17 protein-coding genes are annotated in these 19,495 nt (G+C 65.8%); 9 read left to right on the top strand and 8 right to left on the bottom strand.

Features of this window, described 5'->3' with window-relative positions; translation table 11 throughout:
- Positions 1 to 74: 74 nt before the first annotated feature.
- Positions 75 to 1,262 (bottom strand): acetyl-CoA C-acetyltransferase, encoded by a 1,188-nt coding sequence (locus SJY41_RS11865; protein ID WP_380781935.1) that lies wholly within the window; start codon positions 1,260 to 1,262, stop codon positions 75 to 77.
- A 33-nt stretch (positions 1,263 to 1,295) separates the two neighbouring features.
- Positions 1,296 to 2,297 (bottom strand): alpha/beta fold hydrolase, encoded by a 1,002-nt coding sequence (locus SJY41_RS11860; RefSeq protein WP_380781933.1) that lies wholly within the window; start codon positions 2,295 to 2,297, stop codon positions 1,296 to 1,298.
- Positions 2,298 to 2,380: 83 nt separating this feature from the next.
- Here SJY41_RS11860 and phaR point away from each other — a divergent pair, with 83 nt between their 5' ends.
- Positions 2,381 to 2,917, top strand: a complete 537-nt coding sequence (phaR, locus tag SJY41_RS11855; RefSeq protein WP_380781931.1) for a polyhydroxyalkanoate synthesis repressor PhaR — start codon at positions 2,381 to 2,383, stop codon at positions 2,915 to 2,917.
- 16 nt (positions 2,918 to 2,933) lie between these two features.
- Positions 2,934 to 3,119, top strand: a complete 186-nt coding sequence (locus SJY41_RS11850; RefSeq protein WP_380781929.1) for a hypothetical protein — start codon at positions 2,934 to 2,936, stop codon at positions 3,117 to 3,119.
- A 74-nt stretch (positions 3,120 to 3,193) separates the two neighbouring features.
- Here SJY41_RS11850 and SJY41_RS11845 read toward each other — a convergent pair whose 3' ends face one another.
- Both SJY41_RS11845 and SJY41_RS11840 read right to left on the bottom strand, forming a co-directional pair.
- The gene (locus SJY41_RS11845; protein WP_380781927.1) at positions 3,194 to 4,411 is read right to left on the bottom strand and encodes a hypothetical protein; all 1,218 of its coding nucleotides are present in this window, start codon (positions 4,409 to 4,411) and stop codon (positions 3,194 to 3,196) included.
- A gap of 320 nt (positions 4,412 to 4,731) precedes the next feature.
- Positions 4,732 to 6,267: a CpaF family protein gene (locus tag SJY41_RS11840; protein ID WP_380781926.1), complete on the bottom strand. Its 1,536-nt coding sequence runs from the start codon at positions 6,265 to 6,267 to the stop codon at positions 4,732 to 4,734.
- A 51-nt stretch (positions 6,268 to 6,318) separates the two neighbouring features.
- Here SJY41_RS11840 and SJY41_RS11835 point away from each other — a divergent pair, with 51 nt between their 5' ends.
- Positions 6,319 to 7,914 carry a S1C family serine protease gene (locus SJY41_RS11835; RefSeq protein ID WP_380781924.1) on the top strand — a complete coding sequence of 532 codons (1,596 nt, stop codon included), beginning with the start codon at positions 6,319 to 6,321 and terminating at the stop codon, positions 7,912 to 7,914.
- On the opposite strand, the gene ada is transcribed toward SJY41_RS11835, so the two are convergent.
- Positions 7,890 to 8,942: a bifunctional DNA-binding transcriptional regulator/O6-methylguanine-DNA methyltransferase Ada gene (gene ada / locus SJY41_RS11830; RefSeq protein ID WP_380781922.1), complete on the bottom strand. Its 1,053-nt coding sequence runs from the start codon at positions 8,940 to 8,942 to the stop codon at positions 7,890 to 7,892. The two genes, SJY41_RS11835 and ada, sit on opposite strands and share 25 nt — an antisense overlap.
- A gap of 114 nt (positions 8,943 to 9,056) precedes the next feature.
- Here ada and SJY41_RS11825 point away from each other — a divergent pair, with 114 nt between their 5' ends.
- A complete protein-coding gene (locus tag SJY41_RS11825; protein ID WP_380781920.1) occupies positions 9,057 to 9,902 on the top strand; it encodes an oxidoreductase in 846 nt (281 codons plus the stop codon).
- A 308-nt stretch (positions 9,903 to 10,210) separates the two neighbouring features.
- On the opposite strand, the gene SJY41_RS11820 is transcribed toward SJY41_RS11825, so the two are convergent.
- Positions 10,211 to 10,888, bottom strand: coding sequence for a dienelactone hydrolase family protein (locus SJY41_RS11820; RefSeq protein WP_380781918.1), 678 nt, complete (start codon positions 10,886 to 10,888; stop codon positions 10,211 to 10,213).
- Between the two features lie 282 nt (positions 10,889 to 11,170).
- Here SJY41_RS11820 and SJY41_RS11815 point away from each other — a divergent pair, with 282 nt between their 5' ends.
- From SJY41_RS11815 to SJY41_RS11795, 5 genes are all read left to right on the top strand, one after another.
- Positions 11,171 to 11,740, top strand: a complete 570-nt coding sequence (locus tag SJY41_RS11815; protein WP_380781916.1) for a F0F1 ATP synthase subunit delta — start codon at positions 11,171 to 11,173, stop codon at positions 11,738 to 11,740.
- Between the two features lie 4 nt (positions 11,741 to 11,744).
- Positions 11,745 to 13,274, top strand: a complete 1,530-nt coding sequence (gene atpA, locus SJY41_RS11810; RefSeq protein ID WP_380781914.1) for a F0F1 ATP synthase subunit alpha — start codon at positions 11,745 to 11,747, stop codon at positions 13,272 to 13,274.
- Between the two features lie 109 nt (positions 13,275 to 13,383).
- Positions 13,384 to 14,277 (top strand): F0F1 ATP synthase subunit gamma, encoded by an 894-nt coding sequence (locus SJY41_RS11805; protein ID WP_380781912.1) that lies wholly within the window; start codon positions 13,384 to 13,386, stop codon positions 14,275 to 14,277.
- 17 nt (positions 14,278 to 14,294) lie between these two features.
- Entirely contained in the window at positions 14,295 to 15,776 is a 1,482-nt protein-coding gene (atpD, locus tag SJY41_RS11800; RefSeq protein ID WP_380781910.1) for a F0F1 ATP synthase subunit beta, read from the top strand.
- A gap of 126 nt (positions 15,777 to 15,902) precedes the next feature.
- Positions 15,903 to 16,157, top strand: a complete 255-nt coding sequence (locus SJY41_RS11795; protein WP_093399766.1) for an ATP synthase F1 subunit epsilon — start codon at positions 15,903 to 15,905, stop codon at positions 16,155 to 16,157.
- A 7-nt stretch (positions 16,158 to 16,164) separates the two neighbouring features.
- On the opposite strand, the gene SJY41_RS11790 is transcribed toward SJY41_RS11795, so the two are convergent.
- Together SJY41_RS11790 and SJY41_RS11785 are read right to left on the bottom strand one after the other, a co-directional pair.
- Positions 16,165 to 17,241 (bottom strand): acyltransferase family protein, encoded by a 1,077-nt coding sequence (locus SJY41_RS11790; RefSeq protein WP_380781908.1) that lies wholly within the window; start codon positions 17,239 to 17,241, stop codon positions 16,165 to 16,167.
- Positions 17,242 to 17,289: 48 nt separating this feature from the next.
- On the bottom strand, positions 17,290 to 19,461 hold the full coding sequence (locus tag SJY41_RS11785; protein WP_380781906.1) for a primosomal protein N': 2,172 nt from the start codon (positions 19,459 to 19,461) through the stop codon (positions 17,290 to 17,292).
- Between the last annotated feature and the right edge of the window lie 34 nt (positions 19,462 to 19,495).

Genomic DNA, 19,495 nt, shown 5'->3' with positions numbered 1-19,495 from the left:
GAATATTACGCTTTCATGAACAGAACGGTGCTTTTCGTACTGTCGTGTTACAAAGATGCAACATTCGAAACGTCCTACCGTTCCAAGCACATAGCGATGCCCATGCCGCCGCCGATGCACAACGTGGCCAGGCCTTTCTTCGCGTCGCGCTTCTGCATTTCGTAGATCAGTGTCGTCAGGACGCGGGCGCCGCTTGCCCCGATCGGGTGGCCGATGGCGATCGCGCCGCCGTTGACGTTGACCTTCGATGCGTCCCAGCCGAGTTCCTTGCCGACCGACAGCGCCTGCGCGGCGAAGGCTTCGTTCGCCTCGATCAGATCGAGGTCGGCAAGCGTCCAGCCGGCCTTCTCTAGCGCGCGTTTGGTGGCTGGAACGGGGCCGATGCCCATCACCGACGGGTCGACGCCGGCCGATGCCCAGCTCTTGATCGTCGCGAGGATGGTCGAGCCGCGACGTTCGGCTTCTTCTCGGCTCATCATAACCAACGCAGCGGCGCCGTCGTTGAGGCCGCTGGCGTTCGCAGCCGTTACCGTGCCGTCCTTCTTGAAGGCGGGCTTCACGCCCGAGACGCTCTCGATCGTCGCGCCGGCGCGGATATATTCGTCGTCGGCGACGATGGTGTCGCCCTTGCGGCCCTTGATCGTGACGGGGGCGATCTCGTCCTTGAACCTCCCTGAGCCGCGCGCGGCCTCCGCCTTGTTCTGCGAGGCGACCGAGAAGGCGTCCTGTTCGCCGCGCGTGACCTGATATTGCTCGGCAAGGTTCTCGGCGGTGATACCCATGTGATACCCGTTGAAGACGTCGGTCAGGCCGTCGCTGACCATCGTGTCGACGAGGCTGAGATTGCCCATCTTCTGGCCACCGCGGATCGACTGCGCGTGCGCGGAGAGCGACATCGACTCCTGACCACCGGCGACGACGATGGTCGCGTCGCCGGTCTGGATCGCCTGGGCGGCTAGCGCGACGGCACGAAGGCCCGAGCCGCAGACCTGATTGACACCCCAGGCGGGGATTTCCTTGGGCACGCCGGCCGCCATCGACGCCTGGCGCGCGGGGTTCTGGCCCTGTGCGGCGGTCAGGACCTGTCCGAGGATCACTTCCGAAACGTCTTCACCGGCGACGCCGGCCTGTTCGAGCGCGGCTTCGATCGCGATGCGGCCGAGTTCATGCGCTGGGGTGGAAGCGAACGCGCCGAGGAAGCTGCCTACCGGCGTGCGCTTGGCGGCGGTGATGACGACGTCGGTGGAGCGTGGGTCAGTCATGTCGGAATCCTCTTTGTCTGGATCCCATGTAGGTCAGTCGAGCGCGGCGATCCAGTTCGCGAGCGGTTCCCAGAGGCGCGGGCGCGCGGAACGGCCGACGATCATGCCGACATGGCCCGCGCCCAGATCGCGGCGGTCTGCGAAACCGATCGCGGTCGCAGCGGGAACGATGCGGTCGCTCAGTGACACGAACTCGACGGCGGGGCAGGGTAGGGCGAGCGGATCGACCGGGGTACCGCCGATGAGCCAGCCGCCTTTGCCAGGAAGATCGTCGGCGATGCAGGCCTCGAACAGCGAGGCCGCAGCGGCATAGGGCAGAGGAGCGCCCGAGTTCGCCCAGTCCTCGAGCCGGACGAATGCTCGCGCCGCGTCGCTGTCGAGGGGCATGTCGGCGAACGTCTCGTATTTGGCGATGGTCCGTGCCGGGTCGAGTTGCCAGAAGCCCGCCTGAAGTACTTCCATCGGCAGAAGGCCGAGCAGTGCCGCGGCGGATTTAACCGTAGCCCAGGTCGCAGCAAGCGCAGGGCGCCCTTCGCCATAGCCATCGAAGTGCCAGGGTGCTGCGATCGTCGCGACTCCGGCGGCGGGGGTGACCGCGGCAGCGCCAAGCGCGAGCGTCCCCCCGAGGCAGTAGCCGACGAGTACCGGTGGCTCGGGCAGTGCCTGAAGCAGCGGGACCAGCAAGCGTTCGACATGCGCCGCCAGATCGAGGTCGCGGTCCTCGCTACCCGGCGATCCCCAGTCGACCAGCCACGCATGAAACCCCTGCGCGGCGGTCCATTGCACCAGCGAAGACCCGGGCGAATGATCGAGGATGTCGGGCGGGTTTATCAGCGACGGGACGAACACCACGGGGCGGCCTTCGCCCCCGTAATCCCGCAACGCGACCCGGCCCGACTGGTAGACCGCAGGCTTCGGCGCCGCGCGTTTCTCTCGTGGAGCCGCCTGATACGCGCGCAAACCTGCAAGCGCACGCGCCATCCGTTCGGGTGATGCGGCGGTTTCGCTGCGCAGCACGCCGAGGAACAACGGCAATGGTCTGGGGCCATGCTGCACACCGTGTTGCGGTGCGTCATCAAAGACTGTAGCCTCCGTTTCAAACATAAGACGGGGGATCCATGAAGAAGCAACCGGCTGCCGACGGAATCGTCATTATCAAGAAATACGCCAATCGGCGCCTCTATAATACCGAGTCTTCATCGTACATCACGCTCGATCACCTTGCGACGATGACCCGCGAGGGTCGCGACTTCAAGGTCGTCGATGCGAAGACGGACGAGGACATCACGCACAACGTCTTAACACAGATCATAATGGAGGAGGAAAGCCGCGGCGAAACGATGCTGCCGGTCAATTTCCTTCGCCAGTTGATCTCGATGTACGGCGACTCGATGCAGACGATGGTACCGGGGTATCTGGAGGCGTCGATGGACAGCTTCCGCCGCAACCACGACCAGTTCAAGTCGGCGGTCGAGGGGGCGTTTGCGAACTCGCCGTTCGCCGATATCGCCAAGCGCAACATGGCGATGTTCGATGTCGCAGCCCAAGCGCTGAAGCCAGTCGCGCCAGCACCCGCTGCCAGCAAGGACGACGAGATCGCGGCTCTGCGCGACGAGCTGTCCAAGTTGCAGGAAAAGGTCGAGAAACTCGGCTGAGCGACTGGTTTTGCCGATGACGCCGATGTTGTGGAGTGCGAGTGGCGGACTGCTGGCACTGGCGATCGTCGCGGGGCTCGGCGAGCGGCGCCGGCGGCTGCGTCGCGATCCGGACTCGGTCGGCTGGGTCGACTGGCCGACAGTACAGATGCTGGCGTTGATCGCGCTCGCGGTGACGATCGGACTGGCGTTCAAAAACTGATGCCGGGCGCATGCTAAAAGAGAGCGTCTTCGAATAGCCGGGCGTTTTAGTCCGAGCGCGCCGGTTCTTCAGTCTCAGTAAAAACGGCTGAGCGTCAGCGCGCGTGAGGACCCGTCGCACAGGCCGAGTTCGACGACTCGACCCGGCGCGCCGATCGACCAGGTTGCGATAGGCTTGGCGGCATAGTCGGCGGCGATCGGCGTGCCGTCGATCGCACAGATCAGGTCACCGTCTTTCCAGCCGGACGCCGCCGCTGGTCCGCCGCGCATCACGTGAAGCACTTTCAGGCGGTCTTTCTCGACCCCGAGCAGCAATCCACTGGTGGAGCGAAGCGGGACGGTGTCGGCCTTGGGCCCGCGACTGAGCACCATGCGGCGCGCGCCGGGATCGAGCAGGACGCGGTAATTCTGGAGAAACCCCGATCCGATTCGACCGGCGGCGCCGACCGATTGCGAAAAGCCGTTGGCGGGCTCGACACGGACCTCGACCGAGCGGGCGAGCATGTCGCCGACGCGCAGATCGGGGACGATCGCAAGCCCGCTGACGGCGGCGCCCGCAAGCCCGAACGAGATCGCGGTCGTCGATGGCACGGTCAGCGCCGCCGCCTTCCAACCTGCGGCTGTCACCGTGACCGCAGAGCCATCGCCGGTATCGACGATCATCGGCGCCAACCGGCGATTGCCGAGCTTCGCCGTGCTCTCATAGACACTGCGCGCCGCAGACACGCGGAGCGGCGCGGTTTCGCCTTTGAACGGAAGACGTCCCGAAGGCAGCAGCCGGAATTTTCGCGCGGCGTAATCGATGTCGAGCGCGTGACCGGCGAGCAGGTCCGCGCCGACCAGCAGGTCTACGGCCGCGACGCTGCCGGTGGCGATCGCGGGGAGATCGGTGACGGTGACGCCGCCGCCTGTTCTGGCGAGGCCGCCGATCGCCAGCGTCCGCGTCGGCATCCAGCCAAGCTCGACGGACCCGCCGATGGCACGTGCACTCCCGCCTGCGACCAGTTTGGCGGTGTCGACGGCCGGAGAGGCCTTGGCCAGCAACGTGTAGCTGACGCCGGTATCCAGGATCGCGGTGACGTTGCGGCCGTCGATCTGCATCGTGAAGCGGATCTGGTTGCCGGGGGTGAGATCGAACGGCACCCAGCGGGCCTCGGCATCGTCGGCGAGATGGTAGACCCCGCGGTCGCGTGCTGCGGGCGAAATGGCGGCGGGGGCGGGTTTGGCGGGCTCGCGTGCCGAGACGATCAGGACCGCGAGCAGCGGGACGAGGGCAAAGAGGGCGCGGCGCATCTGGGATGGTCCCTAGCGTGTCGGCGGTTCCGTACAAGCGGGGGCGAACTTCCAGCCGCTATAGCCGCTCGGACTAACGTCGTTCTCCCGCGATTGCGGGTGTCCAGGGTCGCCCACGGTGGCGTTGGCGATCCTTGGGGGGCCGCGTTCGCTGGGGCTCGAAGTCGTGCATCAACAAGCACGAGCGAATATCTACTACCGCGACGGAGGCCGGGGTCTAGCCGGGGACGGTGATGACGGCGGACGGCGCGCCGTTATTCTAACCTTTCCAACTGGGCCCCGGCCTCCGCCGGGGGGCAGTACTCAGGGGGATGGCGGCGCTACAGGCATGCCTCGAGATACGCCTGATCGAAGCCGAACTGCTTCGCCTTCTCCAGCGTGTAGGGCCGCAAGCCCATCGACCGGTACTCGCCCAGAATCTTCCCGTCGGCGCTCTCGTCGAGATATTCGAACTTGAACAGCTCCTGCGTGACGATCACCGGGCCCTCCATGCCGATCACCTCGGTGATGTTGGTCACCCGGCGCGAGCCGTCGCGGAGGCGCTTCACCTGGATGATCAGTTCAACCGAATCGGCGATCTGGCGCGAAATGGCTTCCTTCGGCACCTTGATGTCGGACATCATCACCATGTTCTCCATACGCGCGAGTGCTTCGCGGGGAGAGTTGGCGTGAAGCGTACACATCGAGCCGTCGTGACCCGTGTTCATGGCCGCAAGCATGTCGAAACACTCGGAGCCACGAATTTCGCCGAGGATGATACGGTCAGGTCGCATACGCAGCGCGTTCTTGACGAGATCGCGGATGCTGATCTCGCCTTGGCCTTCAAGGTTGGCGGGGCGCGTTTCAAGCGGGAGCCAGTGTGGCTGTTGCAGGCGAAGCTCGGCAGCATCCTCGATCGTCAGCACGCGCTCGCCGGGATCGATCATCTTCGACAACGCATTGAGCATCGTCGTCTTGCCCGAACCGGTACCGCCCGAGATCACGACGTTGAAGCGCGAGGCGCCGGCGATCTTGAGCGCGGTCGCCATCTTCGGCGACATCGAGCCGAAGCCCGCCATCATATCCAGCGTGATCGGTTTCGCCGAGAACTTACGAATCGAGATCGCGGTGCCACGAAGTGACAGCGGCGGCACGATCACGTTGACGCGGGAGCCGTCCTTGAGGCGCGCATCGGCCAGCGGAGAGGTCTGGTCGACGCGGCGACCGACCGAGTTTACGATCCGTTGCGCGATCTGGAACAGGTGTTCCTCGTCGCGAAACTGGATCGGCGCGAGTTCGAGCTTGCCCTTGCGCTCGACGTACGTCTGCTCGGGGCCGTTCACCATGATGTCGGTGATGTTCGGATCCGCCAGCAGCTCTTCCAACGGTCCGAGCCCGAGCAGTTCGTCGACCAGCACCTTTTCCAGCGCGAACTGTTCGCGGCGGTTGAGCGTCAGCTTCAGTTCGGCAAGCACCTCGCCGATGATCGGCCGGAATTCCTCGGCCAGCTCGTCCTTGCCGAGCGTCGCCGCCGCCTCCGGATCGACGCGTTCGAGCAGGCGCGGAAGGACCTGTTCCTTGATCTTGTGGATCGACTGTTCGAAGCCCTCGACGCGACTGTTGCCCGCTTCGCCGCTGGCGTTCTGGCGATCGGATAGGCGCTGCATCGCGTCCATCTGCGTGCCGGGCATCGTGCCGGGCCCAAACCCGTCCGATTCGCCGGGCATGGGGAACGCGTCGATCGGCGGAAACTGGGCGCCGCCTTCGGTATCGGCGCGCGGCGCGGCGCCGCCGCCTTGCATCGGTCGCGCGACGCCGAATGCTGGCCGGGCCGACTGCCCTCCGCTTATGCCACTGCGACGACCGAATGCACTCATACCCGAATCCCTGGATGATTACGCATCGGGTTAACCGCGAAGGCTTGATAATTGACTAACCAAATCAGGCAGGTGGTGCAGACCGTGTTTTCCACGTCCGTGCCGAGGGTTGATCGCCGTCGCGAACTCTACGAAGGCTGGCGCATGATCCGCCTGTTGCTCCTTCTCGCACTGACCTTTGGGTTGGCCAGTTCCGCCTCGGCCGACGACATCGCTGCAACCGGCCGCGGTGTGGTGCGTGTCGTGACGATCGCGGTGGTCGACGATCAGGTGGTGGGTTTCGGCCACGGTAGCGGCTTTGCGATCGCGCCCAACCGGATCGTCACCAACGCGCACGTCGTCGACCTCGCGGAGCGCTATCCCGACAACGTCGTCGTCGGCATCGTGCCCACAGAGGGCACCAAATCCTATCAGGGCAAGGTGATCGCCTATGATTCGCAGCGCGACCTGGCGCTGATCGAGTTCACTGGCGCGCGTCTGCCGCCCAGTGCGCTGTATACCGGGCCGATGAGCGAGGGCGATCCGGTGGTGTCGCTCGGCTTCCCCGGCAACGTAGACCTGGCGACGGCGCGATCGGCGGCGGATTATATTCGGCCGATGACGCCGGTGCGATCGGAGGGCGTGCTTTCGGGGCGGCGCGTGCTGAGCAATGTCGAAGTGCTGCTGCATACGGCGAGTATCGCGCGGGGTAATTCGGGTGGCCCTCTGCTCGATCGCTGTGGGCGGGTGATCGGAGTAAATTCGGCCATCACCCGCGGCGAAGAGGGGGATTCGACGTTCGGCTTTGCGATTGCTGATACCGAACTGTCAGGATTCCTGCGCGATGCGAAGCAGCCTTATGCGTCGATCGGCACGGGCTGTACGTCGATCGAGGATCGGTTGCGGCAGGACAGCGACGCGGATGCGCGCACCACCGCCGATGCGGCGTCGGCCAAGCGTGATGCGGCTACCCAGGATGCGATGGCGCGCGAGGTTGCGCTGGAGAAGGCGCGGACCGAGGCCGGGCGTGCGCGCGAGAACGTCATGGCGATCGCCGGGCTGCTGCTGGTGGCGGGCGCGCTGGTGATCGGGAGCGCAGGTCTGCTCGAATCGCGCGGCGAGCGGCGGCGGGCGGTCTGGGCTCTCGGGGTCGGCAGCGCCGGTATCCTGGTCGCAATCGTGGTGTTCGTGTTGCGGCCGTCCGGCGAGGTAGATGTGCCGTTGTCGGCGTTGCCCAAGACGCAGATATCGACGCCCGATGCGGCGCTCGGCAAGCTGATGTGCACGCTGATCCCGGAGCGCAGCCGGATCACGATCTCGTCCAGCGAGGACGTGCCGATCGACTGGGGTGCGAAGGGCTGCATGAACGGCAAGACGCAATATGTCGGTGCGAATGGACGGTGGGACCGTGTGCTGGTGCCGGACACCGAGCAGACCGTGTCCGTGCTGTCGTTCGATCCGGCGACGCGGGTGTATTCCAATACGCGCTATCTGATGTCGGCGGCGGGGATGACCGCGGCGCGGACAGCGCGTGGTGTCGTGCCGAACGTGTGCAACATGGACGATGCTGCGCTCGGCCGGCTTGCGGGGCAGCAGGCGGCGGTTCGTGCGACGTTGCCGCCATTGCCGAACGAAAAGCTCGTCTATTCCTGCAAGTCTGCGCGCTGAGCTTCCGAAGCTAGCAATGCGCGTTTGCGGTCTAGTCCGTAGGCATAACCGCCAAGCGCACCGCCGATGCGCTGGGCGCGGTGGCAGGGGATGACGATCGATACGGGATTCTGGCCGCACGCGGTGCCGGCGGCGCGGACCGCAGCGGGGCGACCGGCTAGCGCTGCGAGTTCGCTGTAGGTCCGGGTCTCGCCGAGCGGGATCGTGCGCAAGGCCTGCCAGATGGCTTCCTGGAATGCGGTGCCTCGGACGTCGAGCGGGAGGTCGTGGTCGCGTTCGGGGGACTCCACTGCCGCAACGACTTGCGCGGCTAAGTCGGATAGGGCTGCGTCGCCCGGTTCGATTTTGGCGTTGGGGAAGCGGTGGTGGAGTTCAACGGCGTCTTCGTCGAACGAGACGCGGCAGAGGCCCTTGTCGGTGGCGGCGACGAACAGGGCGCCGAGACTCGTGTCGGCGACCGTCCAGCGGATCGTGACGCCCTCACCGCCGCGCACCCAGGCGCTGGGCGCCATGCCGAGCCGTTTGGCGTCGGCTTCGTAGAAGCGGCTGGGGGCGGAATAGCCGGCGTCGTAGATCGCTTCGGTCACGGTCGAATCCTCCGATAGGGCGTTGGCCGCGCGGCCGGTGCGCAAGGCACGCGCGTAGGCGGCGGGGGTGACGCCGGTGGCGCGCTTGAACAGGCGGTGGAAATGATGCGGCGCGTAGCCGACTTTCGCGGCGACCTCGTCCAGCGAAAGGCGGTCTTCGGCGGCTTCGAGCAGCGCGACCGCGGCGGCGACGGCGATGCGGTCGCGGCCGACTTCGTCCGGAGTGCAGCGCAGGCAGGCGCGGAAGCCGGCGGCGCGGGCGCTCGGCGGGTCCGGGTGGAAAGTGACGTTCTCGCGCTTGGGATGACGGGCGGGACAGCTCGGCTTGCAGTAGATGCCGGTGGTCTTCACAGCCACGACGAACCGGCCGTCCCATGCGCGGTCGCGGGCGTCGAACGCGCTCCAGGCGGTGTCGTCATCGGGGCGGGGAGCGCTGGTCATAAGGGGGGTATAAGCGTTCGTGGCGCTGGTGCATCCCGTGGCTTGCGCTCAAAGTGGGAGCCAATCTTAGGCCCGGCCGTTCTCTTGGGCATACCCCATAACGAAAGACGTCTCATGGCCTCCGACACGCCCGTCTGGTTCATTTCCGGCTGCTCGACCGGTTTCGGTCGCGAACTCGCTAAGCTCGTGCTCGCGCGCGGTTGGCGTGCGGTGGTCACGGCGCGGGATGCCGACCGGGTCGCCGATCTGGCGGAGGGCGCGGAGGATCGTGCGCTCGCGTTGTCGCTCGACGTGACGGAGCAGGCGCAGATCGACGATGCCGTGGCGCAGGCCAAGGCGAAGTTCGGACGGATCGACGTACTCGTGAACAATGCAGGCTATGGCTATCAGGCGTCGGTCGAGGAAGGTGAGGACTCGCAGATCCGGGCGCAATTCGATGCGAACGTGTTCGGGCTGTTTGCGCTGACTCGCGCTGTGCTGCCGGTCATGCGGGCGCAGAAGAGCGGGCATGTGATCAACATCACGTCGGTTGCCGGGTTGGTCGGGTTCCCGGGCTCGGGCTACTACGCCGCGTCGAAGCATGCGGTGGAGGGGTGGTCGGACGCGCTGCTCGCCGAAGTTCAGCCGCTTGGCATCAATGTCACGTGCGTCGAGCCGGGGCCGTTCCGGACGGACTGGGCCGGGCGTTCGCTGAAGCAGACGCCGGTGAAGATCGCCGATTATGCGGAGACGGCGGGCAAGCGGCTCGACGGCACGCGCGAGGTTAGCGGGACGCAGGCGGGCGATCCGGTGCGCGCCGGCGAGGCGATGATCGCGCTGACCGAGGATGCGAAGCCGCCGCGGCATCTGGTGCTGGGGGCCTGGGGGTATGATGCGGTGACGAAGAAGATGGCGGAGCGGCTGAAGGAGATCGAGGCGCACAAGGCCGACAGCCTTGGGGCGGATTACCCGGGGAAGTAATTTCGGCGGAGCTACAGGGAGTTGTCTCCCCGCGAAGGCGGGGATCCAGACTGGGCTCCCGCCTTCGCGGGAGAACAAGGAGGCAGGGGCTGCCTTCACGTCTTTAGTGCTAGCCTGGGCCTAGGACCTTTGCTCTCTCCTGGCCCTTTATCAGAGCCACCATCTAACCAAAGCCACCACCCCGGCGAAGGCCGGGGTCCAATTGGGGGAACGTCGCTAACTGAGCGCGCCCCTCAATTACTGCCACCTTTCCAATTGGGCCCCGGCCTTCGCCGGGGTGGTGTTGGTCGTGTGGGGCAGCTGGAAGCTCAGCCGCCGTTGGCGTGGAACAACTCTAGCGTGCGCTGCTTCGCGAGGTTCGCACTTGGCTCGTGAAAATCCTTGCGCCGATCCGAATTGAAGCCGTGGCCCGCCTCGTAGACATACACCGTTGCGTTGGGCCAATCCTTGGCGATGACCTGCTCGACGCCCTCCATGGGGATGCCGTGGTCGTGGCGGCCGAAGTGCAGGATCACTGGCACCTTCGGTTCCTCGTCCGCCGCGGCCGGGATCATGCTGCCGTAATAGCCGCTCGCTGCCGCGACGCCGGTCAGCTTGGTCGAGGCGAACCAGGCGACCGAACCGCCATAGCAATAGCCGACCACGAACACCGGGCCGGCCGGCGCCAGCGTGTCGATGCAGGTCTGGACGTCCTTCAGCGACAGGTCGAACGGGTGGAGCTGCCGCGCCAGTTCGACGCCGCGCGCGAGGCCTTCGCCCGAATAGTCGGCCTCGAAACCGGGATGCTCGCGGTCGAACAGCGCAGGCGCAAGCACCTCGTAACCGTTGGCGGCATATTCGTTGCACAGATCGCGAATGTGATCGGTGATCCCGAAGATCTCCTGCACCAGCACGACACCGCCGCGGCGATCCCCGGTTGGCTGCGCATGATAGACTGCAACGGTCGCGCCGTCGGACATCGTCATCGTTTCCATCGTGCCGGTCATTCTCGAATCCTTATCAGAAATACGCGTCGCGCAGGCGACAGGCCGGGGTGGTCCACCGAACGGCAAACCCCACAACACCGCTTCCTTACGCATGGCCGCGCAGCGAGGACTAGTCCGAAGGGATGACAAAACAGTCACAAACCGACCGCCGGGGGCGTCCGGCCGGGTTGCCAATCCGCGAACCCGATGCTACCCGCGCCGCGTCCCATGAGAGGTGCTTTCGCGCCCTCTTCCCCCGTGGGGCGGCACTATTTTCGGTTTCAGGCGAGGATTCAAAGGTCCGTGGAGACAATTCCCGGTAACGTCGGCGGCGCTATTCAGGCGAGCTTAGGTGGGCGGTATGCGCTCGCCCTGTTCGAACTGGCGCGTGACGCCAAGACGATCGACACGGTCGAGTCGAGCCTGGCGAACGTGCGCGACGCGCTCGCGCAGTCGGAGGACTTCCGTACGCTGACGTCCAGCCCGATGGTGTCGCGTGGCGCGGCCGTAAAGGCAGTGTCGGCAGTGGCCGACGAACTCGGCGTCGATGCGACCACCAAGAGCTTCCTCGGCGTCCTCGCCGAGAACCACCGGCTGGGCGCGCTGCCGAAGATCATCAAGGCATTCCGGACACTTGCCGCGCAGCATCGCGGCGAGATCGCGGCCGAGGTGACGTCCGCGCATCCGCTAACCGACGAGCAGGTGATCGAGCTGAAGCATCAGCTCCGCCAGCGGGTCGGCCGTGAAGTTTCCGTCGACCTCAGCGTCGACCCATCGTTGCTGGGTGGACTCGTCGTCCGCGTCGGCAGCCAGATGATCGATTCGTCGATCAAGACGCGTCTCAACACTCTCGCGCACGCGATGAAGGGCTAAGCTAATGGATATCCGCGCCGCAGAAATCTCGAAGATCATCAAGGATCAGATCGCCAATTTCGGCACCGAGGCTCAGGTCAGCGAGACCGGCCAGGTGTTGAGCGTCGGCGACGGCATCGCGCGCATCTTCGGCCTCGACAACGTCCAGGCCGGCGAGATGGTCGAATTCTCGAACGGCGTGCAGGGCATGGCGCTCAACCTCGAGGCCGATAACGTCGGCGTCGTGATCTTCGGGAGCGATTCCGAGATCAAGGAAGGCGACATCGTCAAGCGCACCGGCACGATCGTCGACGTGCCGATCGGCAAGGAGCTGCTCGGCCGCGTGGTCGATGGCCTCGGCAACCCGATCGACGGCAAGGGTCCGATCAACACCACCGAGCGCAGCCGCGTTGAAGTGAAGGCACCGGGCATCATCCCGCGCCAGTCGGTCAGCGAGCCGGTCCAGACCGGGCTCAAGGCGATCGACGCACTCGTCCCGGTCGGCCGCGGCCAGCGCGAGCTGATCATCGGCGATCGCCAGACCGGCAAGTCCGCCGTCGCGATCGACGCGTTCATCAACCAGAAGATCGCCAACGCCGGCGATGACGAGTCGAAGAAGCTGTATTGCGTCTATGTCGCGATCGGCCAGAAGCGCTCGACCGTTGCACAGCTCGTCAAGACGCTCGAAGAGAATGGCGCGATGGAATACACCATCGTCATCGCCGCGACCGCGTCGGACCCCGCACCGCTCCAGTATCTCGCACCCTACACCGGCGTCGCGATGGGCGAGTATTTCCGCGATCGCGGCATGCACGCGCTGATCTGCTACGACGATCTGTCGAAGCAGGCGGTCGCGTATCGCCAGATGTCGCTGCTGCTGCGTCGTCCTCCGGGCCGTGAAGCATATCCGGGCGACGTGTTCTATCTCCACAGCCGTCTGCTCGAGCGTGCGGCGAAGATGTCGGACGCGAATGGCGGCGGCTCGCTGACCGCGCTGCCGATCATCGAGACGCAGGCGGGCGACGTTTCGGCGTACATCCCGACCAACGTGATCTCGATCACCGACGGCCAGATTTTCCTCGAGACCGACCTGTTCTTCTCGGGCGTGCGTCCGGCGATCAACGTCGGCCTGTCGGTGAGCCGCGTCGGTTCGGCCGCTCAGACCAAGGCGATGAAGAAGGTGTCGGGCTCGATCAAGCTCGAGCTGGCGCAGTACCGCGAGATGGCGGCGTTTGCGCAGTTCGGGTCGGATCTCGATGCGTCGACGCAGAAGCTGCTGAATCGTGGTGCTCGTTTGACCGAGCTGCTGAAGCAGGCGCAGTTCTCGCCGCTGCCGTTCGAGGAGCAGACCGTGTCGATCTTCGCCGGCACCAGCGGCTATCTCGACAAGGTGCCGGTCAACGACGTGACCCGCTACGAGCAGGCCCTGCTGGCCGACATGCGTGCGAACCATGCCGACGTGCTGAAGCTGATCCGCGATACCCGCGACCTGGGTAACGAGGCGAAGGACAAGCTGAAGGCAGCGCTCGAAGCGTTCGCGAAGACGTTTGCATAATCAGCGTAATTGACCGTCACCCCAGCGAAAGCTGGGGTCTCAGGCCGCCAGTGAGCGGCTTGTGGCACGAGATCCCAGCTTTCGCTGGGATGACGAGGTAGGAAACTAAATGGCGTCGTTGAAAGCCCTCAAGATCCGCATCGGCTCGGTGAAGTCGACGCAGAAGATCACCAAGGCGATGAAGATGGTCGCCGCTGCGAAGCTGCGCCGTGCGCAGGACGCGGCGGTTGCCGGGCGTCCGTATGCCGAGCGTCTCGAAGCGGTGATGGCGAGCCTCGCGGGGCGCGTCGGCATCGCGCCGGGCGCCTCGCCGCTGCTCGCGGGTACGGGCAAGGACCAGGTCCACCTGATCGTCATCGCGACGTCCGAGCGTGGCCTCGCGGGCGCGTTCAACACCAACATCGTCCGCGCGGCGCGTCGCAAGGCCGAGGAACTGATCGCGGCCGGCAAGACCGTGAAGTTCTACGTCGCCGGCAAGAAGGGGCGCGTGATCAAACGCTTCTATCCGAACGACATCATCGCCGATCACGAGATGGGGCAGATCAAGAAGCTCGCGTTCAGCGACGCGCAGGCCGTGTCCGAGGACCTGATCAAGCGCTTCGGCGAAGGCCAGTTCGACGTCGCGCACCTGTTCTACGCGAAGTTCGTATCGGCCTTGGTGCAGGTTCCGACCGGCATCCAGATCATTCCGATCCCGCTATCGGCTATTCCCGGTGCGGAAGCGAAGTCGGGTGCGCCCGCAGAGGCCGTGGTCGAGTATGAGCCCGACGAGGAAGCGATCCTCGCCGATCTCCTGCCGCGCAACGTCGCGATCCAGATTTTCCGCGCGCTGCTTGAAAACGCGGCGTCGGAGCAGGGTTCGCGCATGAACGCGATGGACAACGCCACGCGCAATGCCGGCGACATGATCACGCGCCTCTCGATCCAGTATAACCGTACCCGCCAAGCCGCGATCACGACCGAGCTGGTCGAAATCATCTCGGGCGCCGAAGCGCTCAAGTAAGTCCAAGGAAGCAGACAATGGCAACCGCCCCAGAGACCCTCGGAACCACGCTCGCCCCCAAGGCCACGAACAACACCGGCCGCATTTCGCAGGTCATCGGTGCGGTCGTCGACGTGCATTTCCCCGATAACCTGCCCGCCATTCTGTCGGCGCTCGAAACCGACAATAATGGCAACCGGCTCGTGCTCGAAGTCGCGCAGCATCTCGGCGAGAACACCGTCCGCACGATCGCGATGGACGCCACCGAGGGGCTGACCCGCGGCCAGACCGTCACCGACACCGGCTCGCAGATCCGCGTGCCGGTCGGCCCGAAGACGCTCGGCCGCATCCTCAACGTCATCGGCGAGCCGATCGACGAGCGTGGCCCGGTCGGCGCAGAGACGACCGCCCCGATCCATGCCTCGGCGCCGCTGTTCGTCGACCAGTCGACCGAGAGCGCGATCCTGGTCACCGGCATCAAGGTCATCGATCTGCTCGCACCCTATGCGAAGGGCGGCAAGATCGGCCTGTTCGGCGGCGCGGGCGTCGGCAAGACCGTGCTGATCCAGGAACTGATCAACAACATCGCCAAGGGGCATGGTGGCACCTCGGTGTTCGCGGGCGTCGGCGAGCGTACCCGCGAGGGTAACGATCTGTACCACGAGTTCCTCGACGCGGGCGTCATCGCCAAGGATGCCGACGGCAATCCGCAGTCGGAGGGCTCGAAGGTCGCGCTGGTGTTCGGCCAGATGAACGAGCCGCCAGGCGCCCGCGCCCGCGTCGCACTGTCGGGCCTGACGATCGCCGAGTATTTCCGCGACGTCGAAGGCCAGGACGTGCTGTTCTTCGTCGACAACATCTTCCGCTTCACGCAGGCGGGCGCAGAGGTTTCGGCATTGCTCGGCCGTATTCCGTCGGCCGTGGGCTATCAGCCGACGCTGTCGACCGACATGGGTGCGCTGCAGGAGCGCATCACGTCGACCAACAAGGGCTCGATCACCTCGGTGCAGGCCGTGTACGTTCCCGCAGACGATCTCACCGATCCGGCACCGGCGACGTCGTTCGCGCATCTCGATGCGACCACCAACCTCAACCGTGCGATCTCGGAGCTGGGCATCTACCCTGCGGTCGATCCGCTCGACTCGACTTCGCGTCTGCTCGAGCCACGTGTGGTGGGTCAGGAGCATTACGATACGGCTCGCGCGGTGCAGTCGACGTTGCAGAAGTACAAGTCGCTGCAGGACATCATCGCGATCCTCGGCATGGACGAGCTGTCCGAAGAGGATAAGCTCACCGTGCAGCGTGCGCGGAAGATCCAGAAGTTCCTGAGCCAGCCGTTCCACGTCGCCGAGGTCTTCACCGGCATCAGCGGCAAGTTCGTCCAGCTCGAGGATACGGTCCGGTCGTTCAAGGCGGTCGTCGAGGGCGAGTATGATCACCTGCCCGAGAGCGCGTTCTACATGGTCGGCGGCATCGACGAAGCCGTCGCCAAGGCCGAGAAGATGGCCGCGGAAGCTTAAGCCTTTCTAGCTCCCTCTCCCCTCCGGGGAGAGGGTTGGGGTGAGGGGCTGCCACAAGCGCCACACCCCGGTACTGCCCCTCACCCCGACCCTCTCCCCGCAGGGGAGAGGGAGAAGGTCCCAGACATGCTGCATTTCGAACTCGTCACGCCAGAAAAGCTCGTCCGCTCGGAGGAGGTGTACATGGTCGTCGTCCCCGGCACCGAAGGCGATTTCGGCGTCCTCGAAGGCCACGCGCCCTTCATGTCGACGGTCCGCGACGGCGGCGTGCAGGTATACCGTACGCAGAACGGCACCCCCGAAATCATTGCGATCAAGGGCGGCTTCGCCGAGGTCAACGCCAAGGGCCTGACCGTCCTCGCCGAGCACGCCGGCGAATAATACCGGTCTAGGCCAGCACCGGCGCTTGCCGGGCTTGCCTCTGCGGCCTGCGCATCAAGCGGGATAGAAGCGGCCTTTCAATCCAGCGATGGACGGCCAGCCCGAGCATCGTCGCGACACAGACGAACGCCGCCGCGAACGCGTATGGCGAAAGCGTCGGAAGATACTGGCCCACCATCCACAGCAGCGCGATCAGGCAAGGGTGCGTGAGGTAGGTCGAGTAGGACGCATCGCCAACCCGCGCCAGCATCCGTTCGAACCGCCCGTTCGGAACCGTGTCGATCACGCCGATCACGACCAGCGTCCAGGGAAGACCCCAGGTCCAGGTCCGGGCAAGGCCCGAGGCACCGGAAACTGCGACATCAATCTGTAGTGTCAGCGGAATACCCAGTCCGAAGGCAATGCCCGTCGCCAACAGCGCGACTCCGGCGACCAGCGCAGGCGCCGCAAAACGAGCGGTGATCCCGCGGCGCCACGCCATCCAGACGGCGACGCCCAATGCGAATTCGAGTTGGAGCGGATTGAGCAAGACGCGCGCAGGGGCCCATTGCGGGTCCACCGCAGTGCCTACCAAGGCGACGACGACGGTCAGTGCGAGCAGCGTTTCGATACGGTGGCGCGAGGCACGCATCGCGACCGCGACCACAGCATAGAAGGCGAACTCGAACGCCAGCGTCCAGCCGGGGTAGAGCGCAGGCGCGTGGTAGCCAGCGCCATCGAAAACCGGCAGTACAGTGATCGACATCAGCGCGGCCGGGACGGTCAGCGGGTCGTGCATTATCGTCATGTAGACAGCACTGACGCAGGCGAACAACGGCACGATGCGAAGCCAACGCTTTGCCAGAAATCGCCACGGATCGCGGTCCGCCGTCGATAGCCACTGCGCCATGACGAAGCCGCTGATGATGAAGAACAGGTCTACCCCGCTCGCCCCGAACACGGCGAGGTTGGGAACCGATGGCGCGAACTTGCCGGTCAGGGCAACCGGACCCGAATCGATCAGGTCCGATGCGTGGATCATCAGCACCAGCGTCGCCGCGAGTGCACGAAGCCACTGGATGGGAGCAATTCGGCCGGACGACATAACGAATGGATATCCGCAGAGCCGTTAAGGCGGCGTTGCCTTACAGCGTCACAGGAAGTTATACGGGTTGACGTCCACCGTCACGCGGGCCTTCGGCGACCATTCGAGCTTCCCCAGCCACTCACGGATGACGTCCTGCACGTCCAGCGCTCGTCGCGCGTGAACGAGAAGCCGGTAGCGGTGTCGCCCGCGTAGCATCGCCAGCGGGGCGGGGGCGGGGCCGTAGACGTGCATGCCGTCGACCTCGGGCGCGCTGCGGCCGACGAGCTTGGCCGTCTCGTGCGCGCAGGACTGGTCCTCGGACGATACCACGATTGCTGCGTAGCGCCCGAAGGGCGGGGCGCCGGCGTCCTTCCGCGCGTCCGTCTCCGCCGCGTAGAACGCATCCGCGTCGCCGGTGATCAGCGCCTGCATCACTTGTGCGCCGGGGCTGTGAGTCTGGATGAAGACGTGGCCGGGTTTCTCGCCGCGACCCGCGCGACCGGAAACCTGGCGGATCTGCTGGAAGGTGCGTTCGGCTGCGCGAAGGTCGCCGCCGTCGAGCCCTAGATCCGCGTCGACCACGCCGACCAGCGTGAGGTTGGGAAAGTGATAGCCCTTCGTCACCAGCTGCGTGCCGACGACGATGTCGATGTCCCCCGCCTCCATGCGGCCGACGAATTCCGCCGCCTTGGCCGGGGACCAGATCGTGTCGGACGTGACCACCGCCGTCTTCGCCTCGGGGAACAGCGCCGTCACCTCGTCGGCGATCCGCTCCACGCCGGGTCCGCAGGCAACCAGCGTATCTTCGCCCTTGCACTCCGGGCACACCCGCGGCGTTGGTTCCGCATGGCCGCAATGATGACAGGCGAGGCGGCGGGTCAGGCGGTGCTCGACCATCCAGGCCGTGCAGTTCGGACACTGGAACCGGTGGCCGCAGGTCCGGCACAACGTCAGCGGTGCGTAGCCGCGCCGGTTGAGGAACAGCAGCGACTGTTCCCCCCGCTCCAGCGTCGCCTGCATCGCCTTCACCAGCCGCGGCGCCAGCCAGCGGCCGCGTTCCGGCGGTTCCTTGATGAGGTCGATCGGCTCGATCGTCGGCATCTCTGCCACGCCGAACCGGCCGGGTAGCTTCAGTTCCGCATAGCGGCCGGTCACGACCTGCTGGCGGGTCTCGATCGCGGGTGTCGCCGAAGCAAGGATGACCGGACATCCCTCGAACTTGCCGCGCATCACCGCGACGTCGCGGGCGTGGTAGTGCACGCCTTCTTCCTGCTTGAAGCTGGTTTCGTGCGCCTCGTCGACGACGATCAGGCCGAGGTCGCGGTAGGGCAGGAACAGCGCCGAGCGCGCGCCGACCGTCACCAGCGCCTCGCCGCTCGCGATCGCACGCCAAGCGCGGCGCCGCTGCGTGGAGCGAAGGCCCGAATGCCATGCGATCGGCTCGCACCCGAACCGGTCGTGGAAGCGCTTCAGGAACGGTTCGGTGAGCGCGATCTCGGGGAGCAGGACGAGCGTCTGGCGGCCGTCGCGGATCGCCTGTGCCACCGCCTCGAAATAGACCTCGGTCTTGCCCGATCCGGTAACGCCGTCCAGCAGAGTCGGATGGAAAGCGTGCTCCGCCACACCCGCCACCAGAACATCCGCCGCTGCGCGCTGGTCGTCCGACAGGGTCGGCTCATGGTGCAGCGGATCGGGAACGGGGTAGGGGCTGTCGATACTGACCTCGATCGCCTCGATCGCGCCGACCTTCACGAGGCCGCGGATCACCGCGTCGCTGACTTCGGCCAGTGTCGCGAGTTCGCGGATCAGCCCCTGACGGTCGCCGATCCGCTCCAGCGCCTGTTCGCGTTGCGGCGTGAGGCGGGGCGGAACGGTACCGGTCGCGCGGTATTCGACGGCCGTCCGCGCGCCCTCCAGCGCCGAGGTCGAGGCCAGCGTCATCCGCAATACCGACGCTGGTGGCGCGAGGTAATAGTCGGCGGTCCACTCCACCAGTCGACGAAGCGGCGCCCCGAGCGGCGGGACATCGGCGACTGCGAGCAGGTTGCGCAAGCGGTTGTCGCCGACCTCGGCATCCGACGGCATCCGTTCCGCCTCCCACACGACGCCGAGCAACTGGCGTGGTCCAAGCGGCGCCACCACAACCGAGCCGGGCTCGACACTCATGCCGGCAGGCACACGGTAGTCGAGCGGCCCGAGGGCTGCGTTGAGGATCAGGACACGGGCGCGGGACGACATCAGGCACCCATATGGGGATACATCGAGTCTGCGT

The sequence above is a fragment of the Sphingomonas sp. R86520 genome (genome assembly GCF_042466285.1).
GTDB lineage: Bacteria > Pseudomonadota > Alphaproteobacteria > Sphingomonadales > Sphingomonadaceae > Sphingomonas.
Note: the sequence above shows the minus strand (reverse complement) of the source record. Positions and strands in the feature narration are given on the sequence as shown.